We start from the raw sequence: 20,434 nt of genomic DNA, 5'->3' as shown, positions 1-20,434 counted from the left end.
TGTTCGAGCGTACGCCTTCGGTGCCGGTTCGTGGACAGTTCGTCCACGCCGTGGGACGGGCGGGGCGGACGCGGCGCGCGACCCGGCGGGTCAGGCGCCGGCGGCCGGGACGGCGTCCGGGTCGGTCAGGTACCGCTGGAGGGTCGGGGCGACCGTGGCGATGACGGTCTCGACGTCGGCGGAGGCGAGCGGCTCCAGCTCCAGCACGTACCGGAGCATGGCGACGCCGATGAGCTGGGAGGCGGCCAGTTCGGCGCGGAGCGTGGGGCCGGGGACGGGGACCTGGGCGGCGACGTGCTCCAGCAGGTTGCGCAGGACGAAGCGGCGCATGATGTCGCGGGCCGCCTCGTGGGTGAGGGCGGAGCGGACCACCGCCAGCACGGGCCCGCGGGTCGCCGGGTCCTCCCAGAAGCCCAGGAAGAGGCGGGCGACGCGTTCGCCGACGCCGTCGGGGCCGTCGGCGAGGAGGGCGGGGAGGGCCTTGGCGGGGAGTTCCAGGGAGAGGTCGACGGCGGCGGCGAAGATCTCGTCCTTGGTGCCGAAGTAGTGGTGGACGAGGGCCGGGTCGACGCCCGCGGCCTGGGCGATCCGACGGATCGGGGTCCTGTCGTAGCCGCGGGCGGAGAACTCCTCGCGGGCGGCGGCCAGGATGCGGTCACGGGCGGCCGGAGTCCCGTCGGCCGTACGGCGGGAGGGGCGTCCCCGGCGGCGGGGGGCGTCCGGTGTCACCGGCCGGGGCCGGGGGTGCGCGGCGACGGGGTGGCGGCCAGGTGGAGGCGGGTGAAGGCCAGGGCCTCGGCGAGGTCGGCCTCGCGTTCGGCGCTGGACATGGCGCGCCGGGTGTTGACCTCGATGACGACGTGGCCGTCGAAGCCACGGGCGGCGAGCCGTTCCAGGGTCTCGGCGCAGGGCTGGGTGCCGCGTCCGGGGACGAGGTGCTCGTCCTTGTTGGACCCGGCGCCGTCGGCGAGGTGGAGATGGGCGAGGCGGTCGCCCATCCGGTCGACCATGTCGAGGGCGTCGGTGCGGGCGGTCGCGGTGTGCGACAGGTCGACGGTGAAGTGCCGGTAGTCGTCCTTGGTGACGTCCCAGTCGGGCGCGTAGGCGAGCATCTCGCGGTCGCGGTAACGCCAGGGATACATGTTCTCGACGGCGAAGCGGACGTCCGTCTCGTTCGCCATCCGCCAGATCCCGGAGACGAAGTCCTTGGCGTACTGGCGCTGCCAGCGGAACGGCGGGTGGACGACGACGGTGGACGCGCCAAGGCGCTCGGCGGCGGACTTGGCCCGCTGGAGCTTGGTCCAGGGGTCGGTGGACCAGACCCGCTGGGTGATCAGCAGGCAGGGGGCGTGGACGGCGAGGATCGGTATCCGGTGGTAGTCGGAGAGCCGGCGCAGCGCGTCGATGTCCTGGCTGACCGGGTCGGTCCAGACCATCACCTCGACACCGTCGTAGCCCAGGCGCGCGGCGATCTCGAAGGCCGTCGCCGTCGACTCCGGGTAGACCGAGGCCGTCGACAGGGCGACCTTCGCATCGGGGATGCGCACCGCTGGTTCTGCCACGTGGAACAGCGTAACGGGGCAGCCGGGGAGCGGCCCGGGGCCGGAGGGTGCGAAGGCTCACTCCCGGACCCGGGGCGGGAGGGCGTGCGCGGGGTACGGGATCCGGGCGCGGCCCGGCGGCGCACGGTCAGCGCTCCTCGGGCCAGTGCTGGGCCGCGGCCCAGTCGGCGTAGGTGGTCCACGGCACCCCGGGGAAGCGGGCGTGCAGGGCGGGGATGTCGACGTCGTAGCCGTGCTCGGCGAGGAAGCCCCACATGGCGCCCATGTCCGGGTCGGCCTCGCGGACCGCCTCCAGGGACGTGGAGCGGAACTCCAGCTCGCGGCCGGTGGCGGCGCCGATCGCGGCGGCCATCTGCGGCCCCGTGGGATCGTCTCCCGCCAGCTCGATCCGCTCTCCGGCCCAGGCGTCCGGGGCGGCGACGATCGCGGCGACGACATGGCCGAGGTCGTGGCGGGCGACCTGCTGGAGCCGGGTCTCCGGGCCGAGGGGCAGCGCCACGGAACCTGCCGCGACCCCGCCGCCGGGGCCGAGGGCGTTCTCGTAGAAGTAGGTGGGGGCGACGACGGTGGAGGGCACGTCGGCGACGGCGAGGAGGCGCTCGGTGTGCGCCTTGGTCTCGAAGTGCGGGACACCGGTGTGCTGGTCGGCCCCGGCGACGGAGGAGAGGACGAGGTGCGGCAGCCCCGCCCGCTCGGCGGCCCGGACCACGGCGGCGCCCTGCTCCTTCTCGGCCTCCAGGCCGTCCTGGAAGGGGGTGGTGACGGCGAAGGCGGCGCGGGTGGAGCGGAAGAGCGTGGTCAGCGCCTCGACATCGGTGAGGTCGCCCTCGACGAGGGAGACGCCCGCCCCGGCGAGGACCTGGGCGCGGACGCTGCCCGGGTCCCGCACCATGGCCCTGACCTGGTGACCTGTCCGCAGCAGGGCGGCGGTGACCGCACCGCCCTGACCGCCGGTGGCGCCGAGTACCGCGATGGTCATGAGTCGCCTCCTGGGCTGGGGTCGTGCCGGCACTGCGCCGGACCGGGATGCGGGGAGGGCAGTGCGGGCGAGGAGTGGGCCGCGGGGCGGACCTGGCGTTGCGCCCCGTATGTCCGTTCTCTTCTACTGCGTTCCCGTTGCGCGGCCCGCCAACCTTGCCGGGCGGGGGCGACTCGGCGCCCGGGCGGGACGGGCGTGTGGGGCGCGCGGGGCTCACGGGGCCCGTGGGGGCGCACACCACTTCATGATTCGCACATCTGTACGCCTGGGTGAGGCGGGTGCGGCCGGGCATGACCTCCTCGAACCGCCTGATCAGGGCGGGCGGGGCCAGACGACACCCGGCGGGGCGAGGCCGGCTGAGGACGAACGGGGGCGGGGCGGTGGTGGCGGTCGGCGTGGCGGTGGGAGTGCTGGGGACGTCTGGGGTGACGGCTGGGGGTGACCGGATGGGGGTGACGGATGGGGGGTGACGGATGGGGGGGGTGACGGATGGGGGGGTGCTGGTGGCTGGGCTGCCGACGAGGGTGGTCGGCCGGGCACGGGCGGTACGCGGCCGGCGGGGGCGCGCGGGGCCGGGGCCGGTTACGCCGGCCCGCTGCCGCGACCGGAGCGCCCCGGGCCCGCTCCGTCCCTCACCTCGCCCCTGACCGGGCCCGCGCCCGCCCGGAGCCCCGCCATGGCTGGGGGGGCCTTCAAGGTCCTGGGCGGTGTCCGCGGTGTCTGCGGTGTCCGCTGCGTGCTCTCGGCACGCCTGGCACAAGCTCTCGTACCGGACGTACTCGGGCTTTCGCCGGTGCGGCGAGCGTGCGTGCCGGGCGCCGTGGGCGCCGTGCGGGACTTGAGGAGGACCTCTCCTCCTCCTGCCCTCGGCCTCACTCCGCCGGCAGGTGGTCCAGATGCCGCAGGATGACGCCCTCGCGGAGTGCCCACGGGCAGATCTCCAGCGTCTCCACGCCGAAGAGGTCCATCGCCGCCTCGGCGACCAGGGCGCCCGCGGGGAGCTGGGCCGCCCTGCCCTCCGAGACGCCGGGCAGCAGCGCCCGCTCGGCGGCCGGCATGGCCACCAGCCGGGGCACCCACTCCTCCAGCGACTTCCGCTTCAGCTCGCGCTGGACGTACAGCCCGTCGGCGGAGCGTGCCGCGCCGGCCAGCCGCGCCAGTTGCTTGAAGGTCTTCGAGGTGGCGACGACGTGGTCAGGGGTGCCGAAGCGGCTGAACTCACCGACCACCCGCGCGATCTGCGTCCGTATGTCCTTGCGCAGCGCTCGTACGTCCTCGGCCTGCGGCGGATCCCCGGGCAGCCGTCCGGCCGTGAGCCGCCCGGCGCCGAGCGGCAGGGACGCGCAGACGTCCGGCTCCTCGTCCGTGCCGTAGGCGATCTCCAGGGAGCCGCCGCCGATGTCGAGGACGAGCAGCCGCCCGGCCGACCAGCCGTACCAGCGACGGGCGGCGAGAAAGGTGAGGCGGGCCTCGTCCTCGCCGGAGATGACCCGCAGCACGACGCCGGTCTCCTCGTGGACGCGGGCCAGCACCTCCTCGCCGTTGGCCGCCTCCCGGACCGCCGAGGTGGCGAACGGCAGCAGTTCCTCGACACCCTTGTCCTCGGCGGCGGCCAGGGCGTCACGGACGCCGGCGACCAGCCGCTCGACCCCCTCCGGCGCGATCGCGCCGGTCGCGTCCAGGAGCTGGGCGAGGCGCAGATCGACCTTGTGGGAGTGCGCGGGCAGCGGGCGCGCGCCGGGGTGGGCGTCGACCACCAGCAGATGCACCGTGTTCGATCCCACGTCGAGGACACCGAGTCTCATACGGGAAACGCTACTGCCCGCCCGACGTCGCACGGTCCTCGGCCGGCCCGGCTCCCGCTTAGGCTGGAAACGTGCCAAAGACGAAGAAGGCGAAGGACGGCCGCCCCGCCGAGGCGGCGGAAGCACAGGTCCGGGGGAAGAAGGGCAAGGTGAAGCCGGCGAAGGGTGCGCGGGAGGCGCGGGTCCCGGACGAGCAGGGACTGGACTTCGCCCGCGCCTGGGTGGAGTTCCCCGACCCGGCCGACGACGAACAGGTCTTCCGCTGCGACCTGACCTGGCTGACCTCACGCTGGAGCTGTGTCTTCGGCAGCGGCTGCCAGGGCATCCAGGCCGGCCGGGCCGACGACGGCTGCTGCACCCTGGGCGCCCACTTCTCCGACGAGGAGGACGAGGAGCGGGTGGCCGGCCATGTGGCGAGGCTCACGCCCGACATCTGGCAGCACCACGACGTGGGCACCGACTCCGGCTGGACCCAGGAGGACCAGGACGGCGACCGGCAGACCCGCCGTTGGCAGGGCTCCTGCATCTTCCAGAACCGCCCGGGCTTCGCCGGCGGCGCCGGCTGCTCGCTGCACATCCTGGCGCTGCGCGAGGGCCGCGAGCCGCTGGAGACCAAGCCGGACGTCTGCTGGCAGCTCCCGGTCCGCCGGACCTACGAGTGGATCGACCGCCCCGACGACACCCGCGTCCTCCAGGTCTCCATCGGCGAGTACGACCGCCGTGGCTGGGGCCCCGGCGGCCACGACCTGCACTGGTGGTGCACCTCCGCGACCTCGGCCCACGGTGCCGGCGACCCGGTCTACGTGAGCTACGCCCCGGAGCTGCGCGAACTCATGGGCAAGGACGGCTACGACCGCCTGGCCGAACTCTGCGAGGCACGCCTGGCCTCCCAGTTGCCGATGGTCGCGCCGCATCCGGCGGACCCCGAGGCGTAACAGCCGTAGCGGGCTCCCGGTGCCTGTCGGGGCCGGGAGCCCGCTACGGCCCGGTCGACCGCCGGGCGACCGTCCCCGGCCCGACAGGCACCGAGGCGTGCCGGAACTCGCGCCTCCGCCGTCGTCCCCGAGCGCTCATCCCCGTTCCTCGCCCGGGTGCCCGGGCGCTCACGCCCGCCCCCTCCTTCTCGGGGCCGACGACCATCATGTTGGCTGCCCACCCAGGCGCTCGTGCCCGCCCCCACCGCCCCGCTCATCGAGAACAACGAGCCGAAGGCGTCGCCTTCCACCCGCACACGGACTCCGGCCCGACGTACCGGCCCCGGTCAGGCTCGCGGACAGGCCCCCTACCCTCCCGTCTCTCCGTCCCCGGGGTCGGTCGGCCCCGGGTCCGGCGGGTCGGGCTCGGTCGGGTCCGGTGCGGAAGGGATCGGCCCCGGGTCGGAGGGCTCGGGGTCGGTCGGGCCGGGGTCGGTCGGGCCCGGGTCCGAGGGACCGGGGTCGGTGGGCCTCGGGGTGCCCGGGTCGGTCGGGCCGGGGGCGCCGGTGCCCGGTGGGGCGGTACCCGGCGGGCCGGGGCGGCCGGGGGTGCCGCCGTGGCCCCGGACGGTGACCACCGCTCCGTGCGGGCCGATGGCGATACGGGCGCTCCAGTGGCCGCGGGGCTCGCGCTCGGCGTGGACGAAGACCCGGAGAGTGACCGTTTCGCCAGGAGCCAGGGTGCCGGAGGTCCGGCTCAGCCCGAGCCAGGCCGAGCCCGCCCGTGCGGACCAGTCCACGGAGGTCCCGCCGGTGGCGGTGAGAGTGACGAGGGTGCCGCCGCGTGTGTGCCGGGCGTCGACGGTCAGGGCCCCCTGGTCCGGCCCTTCGGGCGGTACTCCGGGGACGGTGACCTCGACGGAGACGTCGGGGCGGTCGGTGGGACGGGTACTGCCGGTGTTCTCGTAGTGGCCGTCGGCACCGGGGCCGTGCGTCACGTCCGGGTCGCCGCTCTCACTGGCAGCCACCGGCCTCCCGTCCTGCACCTCGCCGGTGAGCGGCGCACCCCGGTAGGCCGCCCAGAGGGCGAGCACCGGCGCGGCGACGACCGTGGCGACCAGGGTGGTGGTGACCGCTCGGGCCCGCATCCGCTCGCGGCGGGCGGCGCGGTCCCTGGGATCCATCGGGAAGCCCGCGCGGTTGAAGCGGGGAGAGGTACGCACCACGCGGTACGGCCGGGCACCGGCGGGGAACGCGGCGGCCAGCGCGGACCGGTCGGGGGCGACCAACGGGAGCGGCCCCGGCACCGGCCGGGCGGTGCCGGGCCAGGGGGCGGCGGCCTCGGCGCGCTCGGCGGCCCGGCGGCACCGCGGGCAGTCGTCGACGTGGCGGACCAGTTCCGTGCGCAGGGCCGCGCTGAGCAGGACCCGGCGGTCGCCGGTGAGGCGGGCGACACTGGGGCAGGTGCCGCGCTCGACGACGCTGAGCGCGGCCCTGGTGCGCTCGACCTCGCAGAAGGCGGCGGCGAGCAGGGCGCGGGTGGCGCCCGGGTCGGCGCCGAGCACGGCGGCGATCTCCTCGGTGGTCAGGCCGTGGCGGACGGAGAGCTCCAGGGCCTCGCGCTGCTCGGGGCTGGTCCCGGCGGCCTCGGGCCAGGCCAGCCGCGCCAGTTCGGCGGCGCGCCGCCGGTCGGGGTCGCGGTGGTGCCCGCCCGGGCCCGCCGCGTCGGGCCCCCCCGCCGGGGTCGTGTGCCCGGCGGCGTGCGCCGGGGCGCGGCCGGCCTCCGCCTCGGCCAGTTCGCGACGGCACACCCAGCGGGCCAGGGCGTAGAGCCAGGCGCGGCGGCCGGCCGGGCCGCGGGCGGGGCGGGAGCCGTGCCGGGTGGCGAGGGCGACCACCTCCGCCAGGGCGGCGTGGGCGAGGTCGTGGTCGTGGAGGATGGCGAGGCAGTAGGTGAACAGGCCGTCCAGATGGGCGGCGTCGCCCTTCTCCTCGGCGGCGGTGACGGCGGCCGGGGCCTGCGTTCCGGCCTTCCGGAAAGCGGGGGCGCGGTGCGCCCTGGGCCCGCCGGCGGGGTGGGTGGGGCGATCGGTCCTGCTGCTCATCACCTGGATGACCGTAGGCGCGTTCGGCGAAACCCTCCGCCAGCTTGAACGCTTTTCATCCTTACGGGTGAACAGATCCCTCATAAGGGGACAGCAGATGAGGTTTCGACCCGCTGAACGCCTCATTCCCGGCGCCCCCGAACGCGCCCCCGGGGCACACTCCGCCGCCGCCTCGGCATGGCCGGATCCGTACGGCCCCGGCCGGTGCCCGGGAGAAAGTTCCGGCGGGGCCGATGAGCTTCGGGGCCCGCCCGGGTCGGGAGAGTCATGGGATACATCGCCTCAGGCATCTCCATGTCACTCGACGGCTTCGTCACCGGCCCCGGACCCACCCGCGACCGCCCGCTCGGCGAGCGCGGGGAGGTGCTGCACCGCTGGCTGGACGAGCCGATGGCGCCGAGCGACCGCGTCCACCTCGCGGGGATGCGCGGCCGGACCGGCGCCGTCGTCATGGGCCGCAACGGCTACGCCCCGTACGAGGGGACGGCCGCGGGCCCGCTCGGCACCACCCCCTGCGTCGTCCTCACCCACAGCCCGCCCAAGCCCGACGAGGTCGGCGCGCCCGAGCTGTTCACCTTCGTCACCGGCGGCATCGCCGAGGCGCTGGAGCGGGCCGGGGAGCTGGCGGGCGGCAAGGACGTCGTGCTGCACGGCGCCTCCCCGGTCCAGCAGGCGCTGCGCGCGGGCCTCGTCGACGAGCTGTACGTGAGCCTCACCCCGGTGATCCTCGGTTCGGGGACCCGCCTCTTCGACAACCTGGAGGGGGTCCACGTCCAGCTGGAGCGGCTCCAGGTGGTGATGTCGCCGGGCGTGACGCACCTGCGCTTCCAGGTCCGCCGGTAGCGGCCGGGCGGGGAGTGTCGGTGGGCGCCGCTACGGTGGGCCCATGGCTGCCCGTACGAAATCCGCCAAGGAACGGCCGTCCTACCGGTGCACCGAGTGCGGCTGGCAGACGGCGAAGTGGCTCGGCCGCTGCCCCGAGTGCCAGGCGTGGGGCACGGTCGAGGAGTACGGCGCGCCCGCCGTCCGTACCACCGCCCCGGGGCGGGTGACCAGCTCCGCGCTGCCCATCGCGCAGGTCGACGGCAGGCAGGCGACGGCCCGCCCGACCGGCGTGCCCGAGCTGGACCGGGTGCTCGGCGGCGGCCTGGTGCCCGGCGCCGTGGTGCTGGTCGCGGGCGAGCCGGGCGTCGGCAAGTCCACGCTGCTGCTCGACGTGGCCGCCAAGGCCGCCTCGGACGAGCACCGCACGCTGTACGTCACGGGCGAGGAGTCGGCCAGCCAGGTCCGGCTGCGCGCGGACCGGATCGGCGCGCTCAGCGACCACCTCTACCTCACCGCCGAGACGGACCTCTCCGCCGTCCTCGGCCATCTCGACGCGGTCAAGCCCTCGCTGCTGGTCCTGGACTCCGTGCAGACCGTCGCCTCCCCCGAGATCGACGGCGCGCCCGGCGGCATGGCGCAGGTCAGGGAGGTCGCCGGGGCGCTCATCCGGGCCTCCAAGGAGCGCGGCATGTCCACGCTCCTGGTCGGCCACGTCACCAAGGACGGCGCGATCGCCGGCCCCCGTCTGCTGGAGCACCTGGTCGACGTGGTGCTCCACTTCGAGGGCGACCGGCACGCCCGGCTCCGCCTGGTCCGCGGCGTCAAGAACCGCTACGGCACCACCGACGAGGTCGGCTGCTTCGAGCTGCACGACGAGGGCATCACCGGCCTCACCGACCCCAGCGGCCTCTTCCTGACCCGCCGCGCCGAGCCGGTCCCCGGCACCTGCCTGACGGTGACGCTGGAGGGCCGCCGCCCGCTGGTCGCCGAGGTGCAGGCGCTCACGGTCGATTCTCAGATCCCCTCCCCGCGCCGGACCACCTCGGGTCTGGAGACCTCCCGGGTCTCGATGATGCTGGCGGTGCTGGAGCAGCGAGGCCGCATCACCGCCCTCGGCAAGCGGGACATCTACTCCGCGACGGTCGGCGGCGTGAAGCTCTCCGAGCCCGCCGCCGACCTGGCGGTGGCGTTGGCGCTGGCCAGCGCGGCGAGCGACACCCCGCTGCCGAAGAACCTGGTGGCGATCGGCGAGGTGGGCCTGGCGGGCGAGGTCCGGCGGGTGACGGGCGTGCAGCGGCGGCTCTCGGAGGCGGCCCGGCTGGGTTTCACGCACGCCCTGGTACCGGCCGATCCGGGGAAGGTGCCGCCGGGGATGAAGGTGGTCGAAGTGGCGGACATGGGGGACGCGTTGCGTGTTCTGCCGCGGCGCCGCCGGGCCCAGAGCCCGGCAAGCCCCCAGGACGCGGAGGAGCGCCGGTAGACTTTTGCCAGGTCTCGCCGGTCCGGCAGGAGTCGTCGTACGGTCCGGACGCGCCGTGACCTGGTCGGCCGCGCCGGTGAGCCGCGGCCTCGGGGGCCGTGGCCCCCCGGCCCGACGGGCCGCGACCAGGGCGGTGCGGCAGAGGCAAACCCGCGACCGGAGGAGTGCAGTGGCAGCCAACGACCGGGCAACGGCCCCCGGCAAGTCCGGCGGGCCCGGTGCCGACGGGCTGATGCGTGCCTCGCTGAGCGCAGTCGCCCCCGGCACCCAGCTGCGGGACGGGCTGGAGCGGATTCTGCGGGGGAACACCGGCGGGCTCATCGTGCTCGGCTGGGACAAGACCGTCGAGTCGATGTGCACCGGCGGTTTCGTGCTGGACGTCGAGTTCTCCGCGACCCGCCTGCGGGAGCTGTGCAAGCTCGACGGCGGCATCGTCCTCGACAAGGACCTCACCAAGATCCTGCGCGCCGGAGTCCAGCTCGTCCCCGACCCGACCATCCCCACCGACGAGACCGGCACCCGGCACCGCACCGCCGACCGGGTCTCCAAGCAGGTCAACTTCCCCGTGGTCTCGGTGAGCCAGTCGATGCGGCTGATCGCGCTCTACGTGGACGGGCAGCGGCGGGTCCTGGAGGACTCCGCGGCCATCCTCTCCCGCGCCAACCAGGCCCTGGCCACGCTGGAGCGGTACAAGCTCCGGCTGGACGAGGTGGCCGGCACGCTGTCGGCACTGGAGATCGAGGACCTGGTGACGGTCCGCGACGTCACGGCCGTCTCGCAGCGGCTGGAGATGGTCCGCCGGATCGCCGCCGAGATCGCCGAGTACGTGGTGGAGCTGGGCACCGACGGACGCCTGCTGGCACTCCAGCTCGACGAGCTGATCGCGGGTGTCGAGCCCGAACGCGAGCTGGTCGTACGGGACTACGTGCCCGAGCCCACGGCGAAGCGTTCCCGCACGGTGGACGAGGCGCTGGCGGAGCTGGGCAAGCTCAGCCACACCGAGTTGCTCGAACTGCCCGTGGTGGCGCGGGCGCTCGGCTACACCGGCTCGCCGGAGGCGCTGGACTCGGCGGTGTCGCCGCGCGGGTTCCGGCTCCTCGCGAAGGTGCCGAGGCTGCCCGGGGCCATCATCGACCGGCTGGTGGAGCACTTCGGGGGCCTCCAGAAGCTGCTGGCGGCCAGCGTGGACGATCTCCAGACGGTGGACGGCGTCGGCGAGGCCCGCGCGCGCAGCGTCCGCGAGGGCCTCTCGCGGCTGGCCGAGTCCTCGATCCTGGAGCGCTACGTCTGACCCGGGAGCACCCTGCACAGGGGGAGCGCCGCCGCACAAGGTCCGTGCGGCGGCGCTCTCTCGTCCTCGTACCGGTGCGCGGGTCAGTCCTTGGCGAGGACGAAGGAGGTCTTGGCCGTGGCGCCGGGGGCCTTGGCCTCGGCGAGGTAGGTGCCGGGGCCCGCGCTGCCGGCCGGCGGGGTGGCGCACTTGTCGGCGCTGGCGCGGCGGTCCCAGGTGACGGTGTGGGTGGCGCTGCCCTGGGCCGGCAGCTTCAGCAGCAGGCTCCCGGCGGCGGGGCAGTGCTCGGAGGACCAGAGGGGCTTGTCGTCACCGGTCGCAGTGATCGTCAGCACGGCCGCCTCCGGCCCGAGATCGACCTTGCAGTCGGCCTTGGAGGTGTTCTCGGCCGTCAGGACGAGCTTGGGGTGCTGGCCGGGCTCGTAGGTGTTCCTGGTGGAGCGCAGGCTCATCTCCAGGGCGGACGCGGGGCAGTTGGGAAGTGCCGACCCCGCCGGGAGCTGCTCGCCGGTGGTCTCGCCGCCGCCCGGGCCGGAGCCGGGCCCCGCCCCTCCGCCGCCGGGCGCGTCCTCGTCGGAGCCGTCGTCCTCGCCGCCGGAGCCGCCCGTACCGCCCTCGTCGTCCTCGCCCGACTCGTCGCGTCCGCCCGGGTGTTCGCTGATCGCGGGACCGGAGGGGGAGTCACCGGGAGTGATGGAGGGAGCGGGGCTGTGGCCACCCGGACCGGAGGCCCCGCTCTTCTCCCCGCCTCCGCCGAGTGACACCACCGCCCAGGTGACGAGGAGGGCGAGCACCGCCAGGACGGACAGCAGGACGACCCTCCGTCGCCAGTAGATGGAGGAGGGAAGCGGCCCGATCGGATTGCGCAGAGATCCCACGCCCAAACCTTACGAGAGATCAGACGCGTCTCCGGCCCTACCCGCCGCTCGGAGCACATCTTTTCCGGATCATCATTCCACCGGACACCTGATCGACCCCGGCGGCTGCCCGCACCCGCCCACCACCTCCACGGAACGTCACCCGACGGTGACACGCGGTCAGTTCCGTGATCGCCGTGCGGCGGATGAGACGCACGCCGCACGGACGGCCGGGTTACGGCGGAACCACCGGTGTCGGTAAACCGTATGTACGGCGAGAGAATCATCTGCGCGGGGCGGCGCCGGCAGGCCGGGCACCGCCTCCCGACAACCGCAACCGCCCAGGACGGCCTGGACCGCTCGACAGCTTGGACGGCATGAACAGCATCTTGGAACCGGATCTCGTGACCGCCGCCGCGGCGGCGCACGCCGCCCCGCTCCCCGGCGAGAGCTCGGGGGAGGCCACGGGCGAGACCCTCGCCGCAGCGGGCGACCTGGGAGGGACCTCCGGTCTCTACCGGGACATCCTCGACTTCGCCCACTCCACCCCGACCTGGACCAAGGACGTCGCCGAGCTGTGGACGGAGCTGGGCCTGCTGGTCTTCGCGGCGCTGTTCCTGGCCGGCTGGTGGCGCTCGCGCCGGTTCAGCCCGCAGGCGACCGCCGTGGCGGTGCTCGCCCCGCTGGTCACCGGCGTCGCCTACGTACTGAGCGAGTCCTTCAAGTCGCTCATCCAGGAGGAGCGCCCCTGCCGCGCGGTGGCCGACGCCGCCGCCTCGCTGGTGCCCTGCCCGCCGTACGGCGACTGGTCGTTCCCCAGCAACCACTCGACCATCGCCGGGGCCGCGGCGATCGGCCTGGCGCTGGCCTGGCGCCGCCTGTGGCGGCTCACGGTACCGATGGCGGTCCTGATGGGGTTCTCGCGGATCTTCGTCGGCGTGCACTACCCGCACGACGTCGCGGTCGGCCTGGTCTTCGGCGGGCTGGTCGCCTGGGGCCTGGTCCGGTTGTGCACCAAGCCGCTCACCAGACTGGTGGTGACGATGCGCGGTTCGGGCTCCGAGGCCGTGGTGTGGCTGGCCGGACCGGGCGCGCCCCGGCACTCGGCCGGGGGCGACCAGGTGAGGTGACCGGCCGGCCGGCCCGACTCCAGCGGTGCGGTGCCCCGGCGGGGCGCCGCACCGCTGCGCGTGTCGCACGGGGTCCTCGTGGCAGGATCGAGAACGCCATGACTGCGTCGATGAAGCCCATGCCGAACACGCCCGCCCCCGACCGGCCGGAAGCCGTCCGCACCGCCACTCCGCCCACCACCCCACCGGCCCGCACCCCGCGGACGAACCACGAGCCGGCCGCCGAGCCCGCGCCCGGCGCCACCGTGCCGCGCCCGGCCGCCGGCGAGCCGCAGGCCGGGACCGATCTGCACACCCCGGTCATCGCCTGGTTCGAGCAGCACGCCCGCGACCTGCCCTGGCGCGATCCGGACGCGGGCGCCTGGGCCGTGATGGTCAGCGAGTTCATGCTCCAGCAGACCCCGGTCAACCGGGTCCTGCCGGTCTACGAGCAGTGGATGGCCCGCTGGCCGCGCCCCGCCGACCTGGCCGCCGAGGCCCCCGGCGAGGCGGTCCGCGCCTGGGGCCGCCTCGGTTACCCGCGCCGCGCGCTGCGCCTGCACGGCGCGGCCGTCGCCATAGCGGAACGCCACGGCGGCGACGTCCCGGCCGAGCACGCGCAACTGCTCGCCCTGCCCGGCATCGGGGAGTACACGGCGGCGGCCGTCGCCTCGTTCGCCTACGGGCAGCGTCACGCGGTGCTCGACACCAATGTGCGCCGCGTGCTGGCGCGGGCGGTGAGCGGCGTGCAGTACCCGCCGAACGCGACCACCGCGGCCGAGCGCCGCCTCGCCCGGGAGCTGCTGCCGGAGCGGGACGAGACGGCCGCCCGGTGGGCCGCCGCCTCGATGGAGCTGGGCGCGCTGGTCTGCACCGCGCGCAACGAGAGCTGCGCCCGCTGCCCGCTCGCCGCCCGGTGCGCCTGGAAGGCCGCGGGCAAGCCGCCGCACAGCGGCCCGGCCCGCCGCGGCCAGAGCTACGCGGGCACCGACCGCCAGGTCCGCGGCAAACTCCTCGCGGTGCTGCGGGAAGCGGTGGCGCCGGTTCCGCAGGCGGTGCTCGACCGCGAGTGGGACGACGCCGTGCAGCGGGCCCGCGCGCTGGACGGCCTGGTCGCCGACGGCCTGGTCGAACCGCTGCCCGACGGGCTGTACCGGCTGCCGCTGACCTGACCGAAACCGGCCGGCCCCCGCCACCCGGCAGCCCGGCAGCCCGGCAGCCCGCGTACGGAACCGGACGTCAGCCCTCCGCGCGCCCCGCTCAGGGCGCGCGGAGGGCTGTTACACAACCGACGTACATCTGTGCGCCCACCGCCGTCCCACGCGCCGAACGCCGTTACACCCCCGCCGTAGGTTCCTGTCCGTACCACCCCGCCGCTCCCGGGCGGTGTGCGGCGGAGCAGGGGATTCACGGGGTCGAGCGGAGGCGGACATGGCGCAGAACGAGGTGCTGGAGTTCGAGGAGTACGTCCGCACGCGGCAGGACGCGCTCCTGCGCAGCGCGCGCCGGCTGGTCCCCGACCCCGTCGACGCGCAGGACCTGCTCCAGACGGCGCTGGTGCGCACGTACCGGCGGTGGGAGCTGATAGCGGACAAGCGGCTGGCCGACGCCTACCTGCGGCGTGTCATGATCAACACGCGTACGGAGTGGTGGCGCTCGCGCAAGCTCCAGGAGGTCCCGACCGAGGAGCTGCCCGAGCCCGCGGTCACCGACGGCACCGAGCAGCACGCCGACCGCGCCCTGCTCATCGACGTACTGAAGATGCTGGCTCCCAAGCAGCGCAGTGTCGTGGTGCTGCGACACTGGGAGCAGATGTCCACTGAGGAGACCGCCGCCGCCCTCGGCATGTCGGCCGGTACGGTCAAGAGCACGCTGCACCGGGCGCTCGCCCGGCTCCGCCAGGAGCTGGAGAGCCGTGAACTGGAGAGCCGCGCGCCCGAGCATGAGGAGCAGGAGCGTTGCGCGGCCTGAGAGGTGAGGGGCTCCTGAGGCAGCCCCGGGGGGGCGGTGGTCTGCGCCGCCGTGGTCTCGCTCCTCCTCGTCGCCGCCCTCATGGCCTGTACCGCCACCAGCACCGGCACCCGCGACGAGGGGCCGGCCCGCAGCGAGCCGGTCGCCTCCTCCCCCACCGGCGCCGCCAGCCCCACGCCCCGGGTGCGGCGGGCCGACGCGGTCGAGCTGCTCAAGGCCGACCCCGAGGTCGACCCGGGCGTCAAGCGCGACCTGAAGCCCTGCGTGGGCGACGAGTACCCGGTCGACGTCAGCTACGGCGACCTGACCGGCGCCAAGGTCTCCGACATCGTGGTCAACGTGCTGACCTGCGGCGACGCCGTCGGGGTCGGCGCCTACGTGTACCGCGCCGCCTCCCAGGAGAAGGACGCCGGCCAGGCCACCCAGGGCTACGTCAACGTCTTCCGCAACGAGACGCCCCCGGTCTACGCCGAGATCGACCGGGGCGACCTCGTCGTGACCCGGCAGATGTACGACAAGGGCGACGCGGTCGCCTATCCCTCGGGCGAGGAGGTCGTCACGTACCACTGGAAGGACGGCACCTTCGCCGAGCTGTACCGGATGCACAACGACTACAGCAACACGGTCACCTCCGAGCCGCCGCAGGCGCTGGGCGGGAGCCCGGCGGCGGTCGGGGACGGGACCGGGAGCGGAGCCGCCCCCGGCGCCTGACACCATCGTCGGGGCGGTGCCCGCGCCACCCGCCCCGTGACCGCCCGCAGACCGGGCAGCCGCCCGCCGGGAGCCCCGCGCCCCGGACGCCCCCGCGGCAGCCCCGAGAACTGGAGAACAGAGGATCCGCCCGATGGCCGACCCCACCCATGTCCTGTTCGTGGAGGACGACGACGTGATCCGGGAGGCGACCCAGCTCGCCCTGGAGCGGGTCGGCTTCCGGGTGACCGCCATGCCGGACGGGCTCTCGGGGCTGGAGGCGTTCCGCGCGGACCAGCCGGACATCGCCCTGCTCGACGTGATGGTGCCCGGAATGGACGGGGTCAGCCTGTGCCGCCGCATCCGTGACGAGTCGACCGTGCCGGTGATCATGCTCTCGGCGCGCGCCGACTCCATCGACGTGGTCCTCGGCCTGGAGGCGGGCGCCGACGACTACGTCACCAAACCCTTCGACGGCGCGGTCCTGGTCGCCCGCATCCGCGCCGTGCTGCGCCGCTTCGGCCACGCGGCCGGCGCCGGAGCCGGGGCCGGCCGGGCAGAGGAGGAGCCCTCGGGCGGCCCGGCGGGGGCGGACGACGGGCTGCTCCGCTTCGGCGACCTGGACCTGGACACCGAGGGCATGGTGGTGCGGCGCGCCGGCACCCCGGTCGCGCTGACGCCGACCGAGATGCGGCTGCTGCTGGAGTTCTCGGCCGCGCCGGGCACCGTCCTCTCCCGCGACAAGCTGCTGGAACGCGTCTGGGACTACGGCTGGGGCGGCGACACCCGGGTGGTCGACGTGCACGTGCAGCGGCTGCGCGCCAAGATCGGCCAGGAGCGGATAGAGACCGTCCGCGGCTTCGGCTACAAACTGAGGGCCTGACGTGCTCGGGCCCTCGCGCCGCCGGCCGGCCCCCGACGGGCCCGCGGCGGCCCCCCGTACCAGCCCCGGCGGCGCGTCCCCAGCCGCCGGGGCCCACCCGGGTGGCTGGTGGACGCGGCTGCGCGACCGGCTGCGCGGGCATCTGCACACCGGGCTGCGCTGGAAGCTGAGCGCGGCCATCACCCTGGTCGGGGCGCTCGTCGCGCTCGCCCTCAGCCTCGTGGTGCACAACGCCGCCCGGATCTCGATGCTCGACAACGCCCGCGACCTCCAGGACGAGCGGGTCCAGTTCGCCCAGCGGATCTACGCGGGGACCGGCCGGCTCCAGTTCGGCGCCGAGATCGACGACCCGGAGATCCCCGACGAGTTGCGCGAGCGCGCCGAGGCGGGCCGCCGCGCCACCTTCATCCAGGAGTTCCGCGAGGGCGTCCCCGACATCTGGGGCGCCGTGCCCCTCGGTGACGGCCGCATCCTCTCCGTGCACACCCGGTTCAACGACCGCAGCTCCACGATCATGCGCGACCTCGACCGGGCCCTGCTGGCCGGCTCGGGCGCGGTCATCCTGGGCGGCTGCGCGCTCGGCGTGCTCATCGGCGGCCAGCTCTCGCACCGGCTGCGCAAGGCGGCGACCGCCGCGGGCCAGGTGGCCGAGGGCCGCACCGACGTCCGGGTGCGTTCGGCGATCGGCGGGGTGGTCCGCGACGAGACCGACGACCTGGCCCGGGCCGTGGACGCGATGGCCGACGCGCTGAAGCAGCGGCTGGAGGCGGAGCGCCGGGTCACCGCCGACATCGCCCACGAACTGCGCACCCCGGTCACCGGCCTGCTGACCGCCGCCGAGCTGCTGCCGCCCGGCCGCCCCACCGAGCTGGTGCGGGACCGGGCCCAGGCCATGCGGACCCTCGTCGAGGACGTGCTGGAGGTCTCCCGCCTGGACACGGCGGCCGAACGCGCCGAGCTCCAGGACATCGCGCTGGGTGAGTTCGTCACCCGCCGCGTCGGTGCCCTCGGCCCGGACGTGGAGGTACGCGTCCTCTACGACGCCGACGTGTCGACCGACCCGCGCCGCCTGGAGCGGATCCTCGGCAACCTGCTGGCCAACGCCGCCAAGCACGGCAGGCCCCCGGTCGAGGTCACCGTCGAGGGCCGGGTCATCCGGGTACGGGACCACGGGCCCGGTTTCCCGGAGACGCTGCTGGCCGACGGGCCGAGCCGGTTCCGCACCGGCAGCGCCGACCGGGCGGGCCGGGGCCACGGGCTGGGACTGACCATCGCGGCGGGCCAGGCGCGGGTCCTGGGGGCGCGGCTCACCTTCCGCAACGTCCGCACGCCCGGCGCCGCGCCCGAGGCCCCGCCCGAGGGCGCGGTCGCGGTGCTCTGGCTGCCGGACCACGCGCCGACCAGCACGGGGAGCTTTCCCGTGGTGCGGCTCCCGGACGAGAAGAGGGGCACCGGGGGCGGCCGCCGCTCGGGCCCGTGGTGGCGCGGCACGCCGAACGGCGGTGCGGGCTGAGAGCCCGCACCGCCGTCCAGGGGTGCCGTCCGCGCCGGGGCGCGCGGTGCTGTGACCGGGTCACAGACCCTTGCTGTGCAGGAACGCGGCGGGGTCGATGGCGGAACCGTAGTTGGGGCCGGTGCGGACCTCGAAGTGCAGGTGGGGGCCGCTGGAGTTACCCGTGTTGCCGGAGAGGGCGATCTTCTGGCCCTCCTTGACGGTCTGGCCGGGGCTCACGTTGATCTGCGACAGGTGGGCGTACTGGGTGTACGTCTTGTCGGCGTGCTTGACCACGACGGCGTTGCCGTAGGCCGGGCCGTCGCCGGCGCCGTTGCCGCCGGTCTTGACGACCGTGCCGCTGTGGGCGGCGTGGACGTCGGTGCCGACCGACACCGCGTAGTCCTGGCCGGAGTGCTTGTTGGTCCAGCGGTCACCGCCGGTGCCGTAGGTGGCGGAGATGGTGGCGTCGTTCACCGGGACGGTCCAGGAGGACTTCTTCTTCGCCGGCTTCTCGGCCTTCTTCTCCGCGGCCTTCTTGCTGTCCTGCTTGGCCTCGGGGGCTTCCTTCTTCGACTGCTCGACGGCCTGGGCGGCCTTCGACTGCGCGTCGGCCTGGGCGGCGACCGCACCGGCGGCAGCACCAGGAGCGGCATCCGCACCGGTCGCGGCGGACGCGACCCCGACCCCGAGCATCGCCGAGGCGCCGACACCGGCGGCCAGGACGGCGACCCGAGTACGGAGCTGGGGCGAGGCGAGGTTGAGGTTCATGGCGCGCTTCGACATACGGGGTGGACCTCCGTGAGGGGGAACGAGGGAGCCCGACGTTTCGCCGGTGCCTCACCTTGGTAACCCGCCACCCCAGCCCAGGACAAAGGGCTCATCTACTACCGGATCTCGTATATCGGAAGGGGGTAACCCACACCCTTGACAGTTCAAACGAACCCCCTCGAAACCAGCCGAATCACCCCACCGGAGCGGCCGAGGCCCCACATCGGGCCCGAAAGGAAGTGACCGCGCCGTCGAAGTGAAGCCGTTCACACGACGAACGATCCGCCCTGGTCGACAAACCGCCGCGTAAACATCCAAACCGGACGCGAATGCTCCTAGGGGGCGTAGTAGGGGCGAAACCCCCTGTGCCGCTTGTCACCCGGCACCCCTCTCGAAGCCCCCTCGAAAGTGGCCTGGGCCACCCCGTCGAGGCGTCCGACTCGCCCTTCCGGACGGCAGGACGAGGCCCTTCGGAGTGGCCCGGGCCACTCCGTGGAGGGGGTACTCGGGCCGAAAACGCCCGGCGACCCGCGGCACGGGGTGCGCACCGGCGTGTCTGAGGCTTCCGCAAGGGTCTTTGGAGCAGCCTCGGAGAGCCGGGAAGCGGGGCCCGCCGTGTGCGAGGAGGGAGCCCGGAACCTCGCCGATCGCCGCCCCGCAACCGCCGCCCGCCGACCGGCCGCCCCCGCTCCCACCCCGAGACCCGGCGCCCCGCTTGGCCGGAGGCTCGCCCGCGGCCTCCAAGCTTTTCCCTGAGCGCAACGGGGGGACGGAGGCGGGGCCGGGGCCCTCGGAGCACAGGCGAGAGCGCGGACGGCGCCGGTCTGCCCCCGCTGCACCGGCCTCGCCTGCCCTCGGAGCACAGGCGAGAGCGCGGACGGCGCCGGTCTGCCCCCGCTGCACCGGCCTCGCCCACGTGGCGCCGTCCTGGCAGCCGATTGCCCGGACCGGCCACAGCGCCGGGCGCGGAGCGGTGGTCCGCCGTTCGTCCTCACCCCGGTGCGGCAGACGGCACCGGCCCCACCAGGCCCTGGACGGGCCCTCCGGCCCCGCGCGACACCGGGAACCGGTTCCCGTCGAGCCCGCGTCCTCGCCCGCCCGCCCGGCCGTCGCCCACGCCCACGCCCACGCCCACGCCCACGCCCACGCCCACGCCCACGCCCACGCCCACGGCAGGATGGCCCCATGGACGGACTCCTGGCCGACCTCCCGGCCGACCTTTGGACGGTCCCGTACGTGGGCGCCCGCCACCCGGGCTCCCCCGCGACGGCCGCCCGCCCCGCGGCCGCCCACGGCGCCAACTGCCAGCTCTACGCCTACGAGGTGCTGCGCCGGTTCGGCCGCCGGGTGCCCCCGCTGCGCTCGGCCGAGCTGTGGGCCGACCGGACCGCCACGTTCCCCGTCCCGCACCCGGAACCGCTCGACCTGCTCCTCTTCAGCCCCGACGGCTCGGCGTACGGGGCGCACGTGGGCCTCTGGATGGCCGAGGACACGATCCTGCACCTCTGCCGGGAGGTGGGCAGGCCCGCCGTCTGGAGCAGGGCCGACTTCGCGGCCAGGGCCCGCTACCGGGAGCTGGTCGGGATCAAACGGGTACGGACGGCCGAGAGGGAGCCGGGCAGCCCCGCCCCGCCGTGAGACGCGAAAAGGCCGCCTCCCCGGCTCCGTTCCGTGGAACGGGCCCGGGGAGGCGGCCCAGC

At 74.9% G+C, this 20,434-nt stretch carries 18 protein-coding genes; 11 read left to right on the top strand and 7 right to left on the bottom strand.

Features of this window, described 5'->3' with window-relative positions; genetic code table 11:
- Window positions 1-90: 90 nt before the first annotated feature.
- The 4 genes from Sdia_RS07180 to Sdia_RS07165 form a co-directional block, all read right to left on the bottom strand.
- Window positions 91-729: a TetR/AcrR family transcriptional regulator gene (locus Sdia_RS07180; RefSeq protein WP_100458071.1), complete on the bottom strand. Its 639-nt coding sequence runs from the start codon at window positions 727-729 to the stop codon at window positions 91-93.
- Window positions 726-1,562: a sugar phosphate isomerase/epimerase family protein gene (locus Sdia_RS07175; protein ID WP_100458070.1), complete on the bottom strand. Its 837-nt coding sequence runs from the start codon at window positions 1,560-1,562 to the stop codon at window positions 726-728. Before Sdia_RS07175 ends, Sdia_RS07180 begins: the two co-directional genes overlap by 4 nt.
- A gap of 127 nt (window positions 1,563-1,689) precedes the next feature.
- Window positions 1,690-2,541 carry an NmrA/HSCARG family protein gene (locus tag Sdia_RS07170; protein WP_189401436.1) on the bottom strand — a complete coding sequence of 284 codons (852 nt, stop codon included), beginning with the start codon at window positions 2,539-2,541 and terminating at the stop codon, window positions 1,690-1,692.
- 872 nt (window positions 2,542-3,413) lie between these two features.
- On the bottom strand, window positions 3,414-4,346 hold the full coding sequence (locus Sdia_RS07165) for a Ppx/GppA family phosphatase (protein ID WP_100458068.1): 933 nt from the start codon (window positions 4,344-4,346) through the stop codon (window positions 3,414-3,416).
- Between the two features lie 71 nt (window positions 4,347-4,417).
- Between Sdia_RS07165 and Sdia_RS07160 the strand changes: the two genes are divergently transcribed.
- Window positions 4,418-5,281, top strand: coding sequence for a DUF3109 family protein (locus tag Sdia_RS07160; RefSeq protein WP_100458067.1), 864 nt, complete (start codon window positions 4,418-4,420; stop codon window positions 5,279-5,281).
- 347 nt (window positions 5,282-5,628) lie between these two features.
- Here the strand turns inward: Sdia_RS07160 and Sdia_RS07155 are convergent, their stop codons facing one another.
- Window positions 5,629-7,365, bottom strand: coding sequence for a sigma factor-like helix-turn-helix DNA-binding protein (locus Sdia_RS07155; RefSeq protein ID WP_189500726.1), 1,737 nt, complete (start codon window positions 7,363-7,365; stop codon window positions 5,629-5,631).
- A 267-nt stretch (window positions 7,366-7,632) separates the two neighbouring features.
- On the opposite strand from Sdia_RS07155, the gene Sdia_RS07150 reads away from it, so the two are divergent.
- From Sdia_RS07150 to disA, 3 genes are all read left to right on the top strand, one after another.
- Window positions 7,633-8,208, top strand: coding sequence for a dihydrofolate reductase family protein (locus Sdia_RS07150; protein WP_100458065.1), 576 nt, complete (start codon window positions 7,633-7,635; stop codon window positions 8,206-8,208).
- 43 nt (window positions 8,209-8,251) lie between these two features.
- Entirely contained in the window at window positions 8,252-9,670 is a 1,419-nt protein-coding gene (gene radA / locus Sdia_RS07145) for a DNA repair protein RadA (protein ID WP_100458064.1), read from the top strand.
- 169 nt (window positions 9,671-9,839) lie between these two features.
- Entirely contained in the window at window positions 9,840-10,961 is a 1,122-nt protein-coding gene (gene disA / locus Sdia_RS07140; RefSeq protein ID WP_010645237.1) for a DNA integrity scanning diadenylate cyclase DisA, read from the top strand.
- An 83-nt stretch (window positions 10,962-11,044) separates the two neighbouring features.
- Here the strand turns inward: disA and Sdia_RS07135 are convergent, their stop codons facing one another.
- Entirely contained in the window at window positions 11,045-11,839 is a 795-nt protein-coding gene (locus tag Sdia_RS07135) for a DUF4232 domain-containing protein (protein WP_189500727.1), read from the bottom strand.
- Window positions 11,840-12,195: 356 nt separating this feature from the next.
- Here Sdia_RS07135 and Sdia_RS07130 point away from each other — a divergent pair, with 356 nt between their 5' ends.
- The 6 genes from Sdia_RS07130 (at window position 12,196) to cseC (ending at window position 17,984) form a co-directional block, all read left to right on the top strand.
- Entirely contained in the window at window positions 12,196-12,948 is a 753-nt protein-coding gene (locus Sdia_RS07130; protein ID WP_100458063.1) for a phosphatase PAP2 family protein, read from the top strand.
- 119 nt (window positions 12,949-13,067) lie between these two features.
- Complete coding sequence (locus Sdia_RS07125; protein WP_371874237.1) at window positions 13,068-14,099, top strand: HhH-GPD family protein; 1,032 nt, start codon at window positions 13,068-13,070, stop codon at window positions 14,097-14,099.
- Between the two features lie 259 nt (window positions 14,100-14,358).
- A complete protein-coding gene (locus Sdia_RS07120) occupies window positions 14,359-14,898 on the top strand; it encodes a SigE family RNA polymerase sigma factor (RefSeq protein WP_189500728.1) in 540 nt (179 codons plus the stop codon).
- A 36-nt stretch (window positions 14,899-14,934) separates the two neighbouring features.
- Window positions 14,935-15,609, top strand: coding sequence for a hypothetical protein (locus Sdia_RS07115; protein ID WP_100458081.1), 675 nt, complete (start codon window positions 14,935-14,937; stop codon window positions 15,607-15,609).
- Between the two features lie 133 nt (window positions 15,610-15,742).
- A complete protein-coding gene (cseB, locus tag Sdia_RS07110; protein ID WP_100458060.1) occupies window positions 15,743-16,471 on the top strand; it encodes a two-component system response regulator CseB in 729 nt (242 codons plus the stop codon).
- A gap of 1 nt (window position 16,472) precedes the next feature.
- Entirely contained in the window at window positions 16,473-17,984 is a 1,512-nt protein-coding gene (cseC, locus tag Sdia_RS07105; RefSeq protein WP_100458059.1) for a two-component system sensor histidine kinase CseC, read from the top strand.
- A 60-nt stretch (window positions 17,985-18,044) separates the two neighbouring features.
- Here the strand turns inward: cseC and Sdia_RS07100 are convergent, their stop codons facing one another.
- Complete coding sequence (locus Sdia_RS07100; RefSeq protein WP_100458058.1) at window positions 18,045-18,749, bottom strand: M23 family metallopeptidase; 705 nt, start codon at window positions 18,747-18,749, stop codon at window positions 18,045-18,047.
- A gap of 1,170 nt (window positions 18,750-19,919) precedes the next feature.
- Between Sdia_RS07100 and Sdia_RS07095 the strand changes: the two genes are divergently transcribed.
- Entirely contained in the window at window positions 19,920-20,372 is a 453-nt protein-coding gene (locus Sdia_RS07095; protein WP_100458057.1) for an NlpC/P60 family protein, read from the top strand.
- Window positions 20,373-20,434 lie beyond the last annotated feature (62 nt).

This window comes from Streptomyces diastaticus subsp. diastaticus (assembly GCF_011170125.1).
GTDB classification, from domain to species: Bacteria; Actinomycetota; Actinomycetes; order Streptomycetales; family Streptomycetaceae; genus Streptomyces; species Streptomyces diastaticus.
The sequence above is the reverse complement of the archived record's forward strand: the minus strand, read 5'-3'. Positions and strand labels throughout refer to the sequence as shown.